The sequence below is a fragment of the Mycobacterium sp. 1245801.1 genome (assembly GCF_001673055.1).
GTDB classification, from domain to species: domain Bacteria; phylum Actinomycetota; class Actinomycetes; order Mycobacteriales; family Mycobacteriaceae; genus Mycobacterium; species Mycobacterium europaeum_A.
This window is the reverse complement of record NZ_LZKY01000093.1, coordinates 1-6253: the sequence shown is the minus strand read 5'-3', so window position 1 is coordinate 6253 and position 6253 is coordinate 1. Positions and strand designations below refer to the sequence as shown.

Here is a 6253-nt window from a genome sequence, read left to right as displayed (position 1 = left end):
GCGTCAGGCTGGTGTGCCGGAAGATGTCGACGGTGACCGCGGTCGGCGTCTGGCCGGCGGCGAGTTCGGTGCAGACCTGGTGGCCCGTCTGCACGGCGGCTTGGGTGGACGGGAAAGTGACGCCGAGGCTTTGCATCTGGCCAAGGAACGCCGCGTCGGCGGTCTGCACGGAGCTCGCTGCGGCCGTGCCGGCGAAGCCGACGGCGGCGAGTCCGATGGCGGCGGTGCCGATTGCGGTGGTGGCCATCTTTGTGATGCGGCGGGAGAACATTGCTGCCACCCCTTTCAGGTGCGTTACTGAGTAGGACGATCCCAGCGTCGCGTTTGTTCCTTGGTGTCTTCTCAATAACTTCTTGGTAGCGATCGCGGCCGCTTATCAATGCGCCCGCCAGGCGCTTATGCCTGTGTCATCTCGTAATACGTGCCGCGCCGGGCGAGTAGTTCAGTGTGATTGCCCTGTTCGACGATCCGCCCGGCCTCGACCACCACGATGCGGTCCGCGTCGCGGATCGTCGAAAGTCGGTGCGCGATAATGAAACTCGTGCGATCGCGGCGCAGTTCACACATCGCGTGCTGGATGAGGGCCTCGGTGCGGGTGTCGACCGAGCTGGTCGCCTCGTCCAGGATCAACAGTTGTGGGCGGGAAAGAAACGCGCGCGCGATGGTGATGAGCTGCTTCTCGCCGGCGCTGATGTTGCCTCCGTCACCGCTGATCCGGGTCTGGTAACCCGCCGGCAGCGTCCGGACGAACGGGTCGACGTAGGCGGCCTTGGCGGCGTCGAGCACCTCGTCCTCACCGGCGTCCGGGCGTCCATAGGCGATGTTCTCCGCGATCGTCCCGTCGAACAGCCAGGTGTCCTGCAGCACCATGCCGATCCGCGACCGCAGCGACCGGCGGTCCAGCGTGCTGATGTCGACCCCGTCGAGCAGGATCTGTCCCGCGTCGACGTCATAGAACCGCATCAGCAGGTTCACCAGCGTGGTTTTGCCCGCTCCCGTCGGCCCGACGATCGCCACCGTGCTTCCCGGTTCGGCCACCATGGACAGGTCCTCGATTACCGGGGTGCCCGGGCGGTAGGCGAAGCTCACGTGGGCGAACTCGACGCGTCCACCGGGCCGCGGGGGGGTGCCGGCCCGCAGGGCAGGCACAGGATCCGGCGCCTCCTCGGGCTCGTCGAGCAGCGCGAAAATCCGCTCGGCGCTGGCCACCCCGGATTGCAGGGTGTTGTACATGCCGGCGAGCTGGCTCAGTGGCGAGTTGAACTGCCGCACATATTGAATGAACGCCTGGATATTGCCCAGGGTGATGTGGCCGGTGGCCACCTGCAGGCCGCCCACCACCGCGACGGCGACGTAGCCGAGATTGCCGATGAACGTCGTCGCCGGCGCCACCAGCCCGGAGAAGAATTGAGCGCCGAAACTGGCCCGGTAGACGTCGTCGTTCAGGGTGCGGAACTGCTCGCGCGCCGCCGCCTGGTGGCCGAACGTCGTGACCACCGTGAAACCGCTGTAGGTCTCCTCGATGTGGGCGTTCAGGCGGCCGATGCTGGTCCACTGCGCGACGAACAGGCGGTGGGAGCGTCGCGCGATCGCCCGCGTCGCCAACAGCGACAGCGGCACCGTCAGCACGGTGATCACCACCAGCAGCGGCGAGATGGACAGCATCATCGCCAGCACCGCCACCACGGTCAGGACCGATGTCAGCAGCTGGCTGATCGTCATCGCCAGCGACGATTGGATGTTGTCGACGTCGTTGGTGACCCGGCTCAGCAACTCCCCGCGCTGACGTCCGTCGAAGTAGGACAACGGCAGCCGGTGGATCTTGTCCTCGACATCGGAACGTAAGCCCACCATGGTGCGCTGCACGGTGGCGTTGAGCAGTCGCGCCTGTATCCAAATCAGCAGCGCCGAAACGAGATAGAGGGCCAGCGCCAGCGTCAGCGTTCGTGCGACCGCCCCGAAGTCGACGCCGTGACCCGGGACCACGTTCATCCCGGACAGCAAGTCGGCGAAGGTGTCGGCGCCTCGGCCGCGTGCGGCGGCGACGGCCTGGGCCTTGGTCATCCCGGCGGGCAGCTGGCGCCCGATGACGCCGTTGAACAGCAAGTCGGTGGCATGCCCCAGGATTCGCGGGACGATCACCCCGATCGCCGTGCCGGTGATACCCAAGCTGATCACCGCGATGCACAGCCGTCGTTGCGGCGCAAGCCGTTTCACCAGGCGGGCGGCCGAACCCCAGAAGTCGCGCGACCGGGTTGCGGGGGCCGTCCGGTTGGCGGCCTGGGTGGCCGCGGCGGTCACGGTGGGCCCCCGGCTCGTCCGGTTCGCACCGCGCCGGCCGACTGCGAGTCGGCGAATTCGGCGTAGGTGGCGCAATCGACGAGCAGCGATTCGTGGGTGCCCGCGCCCACCAGCTTCCCGTTGTCGATCACGATTACCTGGTCGGCCGTGGATGCGATCGAAATGCGTTGTGTGACAACGATGACGGTGGCATCACCGGAGGTCTCCCGTAGCGAGGTGCGGACCCGCGCGTCGGTGCGCTCGTCGAGCGCGGCGAACGAGTCGTCGAACAAATAGATTGCCGGACGGCGGATGACCGCCCGGGCGATGGCGAGTCGCTGCCGTTGCCCGCCCGAGAAGTTGATACCGCCCTGGGCCACCCGCATCTGCAGCCCGTCATCGTGGGCCCGCACGAAATCGTCGGCGGCGGCCACCCGCAACGCCTCCCACATCTGATCGTCGGTAGGGACCTGATGCGCGGCGGCGCCGTAGCGCAGGTTGTCCGCGACCGTCCCGGAAAACAGGTAGCCGCGCTGGGGAACCAGCCCGATGGCCGACCACAGCCGCTCGGTCCGGTATTCGCGGACGTCGATGCCGTCGATCGAGACGGCGCCGCCGGTCACGTCGTAGAGCCGGCAGATCAGCGAGACCAGCGTCGACTTGCCCGAACCGGTGCTGCCGACGATGGCGGTGGTGGTTCCGGGCGCCGCGGTCAGCGAAATGCCTTGCAGCACTGGGCGATCGGCGCCCGGATAGGTGAAGGTCGCGCCGTGCAGCCGCACGACTCCGGTGATGGCGCCGCGCGGGGACCGCGGGCTCGGGGGGTCGGTCACCGCCGGCCGGGTGGCGAGCACCTCGGTGATCCGCTCGGCGCACACCGAGGCGCGCGGCAACACCACCAGCGTCATCGTCGCCATCAACACCGCCATCAGGATCTGGGTGAAGTAGGCCAGGAAGGCGGTCAGCGAACCGACCTGCATCTGGCCGCGGTCGATGCGCAACCCGCCGAACCAGATCAGCGCGACGCTGGACACGTTGATGGTCAGCGTGGTCACCGGCAGCATCAACGCTTGCCAGTTGCCCGCGGTCAGTGCGGTGTTCGACAGTGCGGTGTTGGCGCGGGCGAAGCGGTCTCGTTCGAAACCTTCCCGCGCGAACGCGCGGACCACCCGGACGCCGGCCAGCTGGTCGCGCAGCACCCGGTTGATGCCGTCGATCAGGCCCTGCATCCGGCGGAAGAGAGGCAGCATGTGCGACATCACCCAGTAGTTGGCTACCGCCATGATCGGCACGCTGACCAGCAGCAGCCACGTCAGCGCGGCCTCCTGGCGGATGGCCATGAAGATCCCGCCGAGGCACATGATCGGGGCGGTCACCAGCACCGTGGCGCTTATTTGGACCAGGTACTGGATTTGCCGCACGTCGTTGGTGCTGCGCGTCAACAGCGTCGGCGCCCCGAATCGGGCGGTCTCGCGTTCGGAGAAGGTGGTGACGTGCTCGAAGATGGCGGCGCGCAGGTCGCGACCGAAGCCCATCCCGGTGCGCGAGCCGACATAGATCGCCCCGACCGAGCACAGCACCTGCAATGCGGTGACCCCGAGCATGACCATGCCGAGCCGAACGATGGTGGTGGTGTCGCCCTTGGCCACGCCCTCGTCGATGATGGCGGCGTTGACGGTAGGCAGGTACAGCGACGCGAGGTTGCCGATCAGCTGCAGCACCATCAGCACCGCCACCAGCCGTCGGTACGGCTGGATGTACTGGCGCAGCAGTGCCAGGAGCATGGGCTAACTGTCGCACACCGTCCGCGCGGCCGTGCCCGGCAACCGCCGGACGGTCCAGGTCCGCACCCCACTTGTTGCGGCCCCGAAATACCTGCTCAGGCGCGTCGGTGGTTGACCCGCTGGGCTGCCGCTACAGTGCATCGTGTGGACCAGCAGCGGGCGGAGCGGAAGCAGGGTAGCGGTGCGGCGTAGCACGAGGGCGCTGGCTCTCGTGGCGTCAGCAGTGACGATCCTGATCCCCGCGGCTGCGGCCTGCTCCGATTCCGGCGGCAACAAACCGGGCGCTACGTCGTCGTCGACGCCGCAGAACGGCCAGGGCAGCCACGGTGCGATGTTCCCGCAGTGCGGCGGGATCAGCGACCAGACCGTAGCGGAGCTCACCAAGGTCACCGGGCTGATCAACACCGCCCGCAACTCAGTGGGGTGCCAGTGGCTCGCCGGTGGTGGCATCCTGGGGCCGCACTTCTCCTTCTCCTGGTATCGCGGCAGCCCCATCGGTCGCGAACGCAAGACCGAGGAGCTTTCGCGGGCCAGCGTCGATGACATCAACATCAACGGCCATAGCGGTTTCATCGCCATCGGCAACGAGCCCAACCTGGGTGACTCGTTGTGTGAGGTGGGCATCCAGTTTCAGGACGACTTCATCGAGTGGTCAATCAGTTTCAGTCAGAAGCCGTTTCCGCCGCCATGCGACATAGCGAAGGAACTCGCTCGTCAGTCGATTGCGAATTCGAAATGATGGCCTCGACGCGTTCCCGGGCCGGCAGGACCGCGGTTGCCGCCGCGATCGTGGTGATCGCCGCGCTGTTGGTGTTGACGGGGTGTTCCCGCTCGATCGGGGGCAACGCGGTCAAGGCGGGCGGCAATGTGCCCCGCAACAACAACTCTCAGCAGCAGTACCCGAACCTGCTCAAGGAATGTGAGGTCTTGACCAGCGACATCCTGGCCAAGACGGTGGGCGCCGACCCGCTCGACATTCAGAGCACCTTCGTCGGTGCGATCTGCCGCTGGCAGGCGGCCAATCCGGCCGGGTTGATCGACATCACCCGGTTCTGGTTCGAGCAGGGCAGCCTGTCCAACGAGCGCAAGGTCGCGGAATTTCTGAAGTACAAGATCGAGACCCGGTCGATCGCCGGGATCGACTCGATCGTGATGCGGCCCGACGACGCGAACGGTGCGTGCGGCGTGGCCAGCGACGCCGCCGGGGTGGTCGGATGGTGGGTCAACCCGCAGGCGCCGGGCATCGATGCGTGCGGTCAGGCCATCAAGCTGATGGAGCTGACGCTGGCCACCAACTCCTGATCGAACCTCAGCGCGGCGACGATGCAGCCGGCGCAGCCGGGTGCGGAGGAGCCGGGCAATCGAACCTCAGCGCGGCACCTCGAAGTCGATCAGCGTCGCCACGCCGAGTTCGACCTCTTTCCACGCGCCCGGCACGGTGAGCACCGCGATCGCCGACGTTGGAAACTTGGCCGAAATCCGTTCGGCGGCAGCGGTATTCGTACGTCCGGCGCCGCCCAGTCCCAGCGCCAGGGCCGACATCGTCGGCTCGTGTCCGATGACCAGTAGCGTGCCGACGGCGTCGTCCACCGTGTTGATCTCGTCGATCAGCGTGCCGGGAGTGCTCGCGTAGAGGCGCTCGCTGTATCGCACCGGCGCATCGATGCCGGTGTTGAGCAGCGTCTCGCGGGTGCGCGTCGCCGTGGAGCACAGCACGCCGTCGATGGCGGGCGCGTTGGCGCGCAGCCAGTCGCCGGCCAGCCCGGCTTGGCGGATGCCGCGGGGCGCCAGCGGCCGGTCGTGGTCGTCGACGCCCGGCGGGTAATCGGACTTCGCGTGCCGCATCAGCAGCAAGGTGCGCTGGTCAGTCACGAGCAATCAGATTAATCAGTGCGGCGGCAGACCGTCGTCATCACCCAGCAGTTTTTCGGGGTGGTGGAAGGTGTTGGTGCGGGGTTGGCCGGTGTCGAGGTGTGGGGGTGGTTTCCATTGGGTGTCGCCGTGGGTGTTTGTGCGGGTGGTCCAGCCGCCGGGTCTTAGTAGGCGGTGGTGGGGGCCGCAGGCGAAGGTGAGGTTGTTGACGTCGGTGGTGTGGCACTTGCTGTAGTCGGTGACGTGGATGCTCCTATGCAGCGTCAAGTGTGTCGAGTGATGGGTTGAGGTCGGCTTGGAGGGCTCGGTAGAGCTCG

General features: G+C 67.1%; 6 protein-coding genes and 1 pseudogene. 2 read left to right on the top strand and 5 right to left on the bottom strand.

The annotated features are described in order from the left end of the window. The 3 genes from A5622_RS05660 to A5622_RS05650 all read right to left on the bottom strand — a co-directional run. The coding region (locus A5622_RS05660; protein WP_066867277.1) for a DUF732 domain-containing protein at positions 1–271 on the bottom strand (271 nt) is incomplete at its 3' end. 125 nt (positions 272–396) lie between these two features. Beyond that, a complete protein-coding gene (locus A5622_RS05655; RefSeq protein ID WP_066867275.1) occupies positions 397–2301 on the bottom strand; it encodes an ABC transporter ATP-binding protein in 1905 nt (634 codons plus the stop codon). Next, positions 2298–4064: an ABC transporter ATP-binding protein gene (locus A5622_RS05650; protein ID WP_066877229.1), complete on the bottom strand. Its 1767-nt coding sequence runs from the start codon at positions 4062–4064 to the stop codon at positions 2298–2300. Before A5622_RS05650 ends, A5622_RS05655 begins: the two co-directional genes overlap by 4 nt. Before the next feature lie 181 nt (positions 4065–4245). On the opposite strand from A5622_RS05650, the gene A5622_RS05645 reads away from it, so the two are divergent. Next, a complete protein-coding gene (locus A5622_RS05645) occupies positions 4246–4803 on the top strand; it encodes a DUF3558 domain-containing protein (RefSeq protein ID WP_066877227.1) in 558 nt (185 codons plus the stop codon). Continuing rightward, a complete protein-coding gene (locus A5622_RS05640; RefSeq protein ID WP_112708815.1) occupies positions 4803–5366 on the top strand; it encodes a DUF3558 domain-containing protein in 564 nt (187 codons plus the stop codon). The genes A5622_RS05645 and A5622_RS05640 overlap by 1 nt, the downstream gene beginning before the upstream one ends. A 66-nt stretch (positions 5367–5432) precedes the next feature. On the opposite strand, the gene A5622_RS05635 is transcribed toward A5622_RS05640, so the two are convergent. Both A5622_RS05635 and A5622_RS05630 read right to left on the bottom strand, forming a co-directional pair. Next, complete coding sequence (locus A5622_RS05635) at positions 5433–5936, bottom strand: histidine phosphatase family protein (RefSeq protein WP_066877225.1); 504 nt, start codon at positions 5934–5936, stop codon at positions 5433–5435. A 15-nt stretch (positions 5937–5951) separates the two neighbouring features. Continuing rightward, positions 5952–6253 (bottom strand): annotated as a pseudogene (locus A5622_RS05630) (hypothetical protein); the annotation flags it as partial.

Coding starts and splice junctions, on each gene's coding strand:
- A5622_RS05650 (WP_066877229.1), bottom strand. CDS start 4,064: ATGCTCCTGGCACTGCTGCGCCAGTACATCCAGCCGTACCGACGGCTG.
- A5622_RS05640 (WP_112708815.1), top strand. CDS start 4,803: ATGGCCTCGACGCGTTCCCGGGCCGGCAGGACCGCGGTTGCCGCCGCG.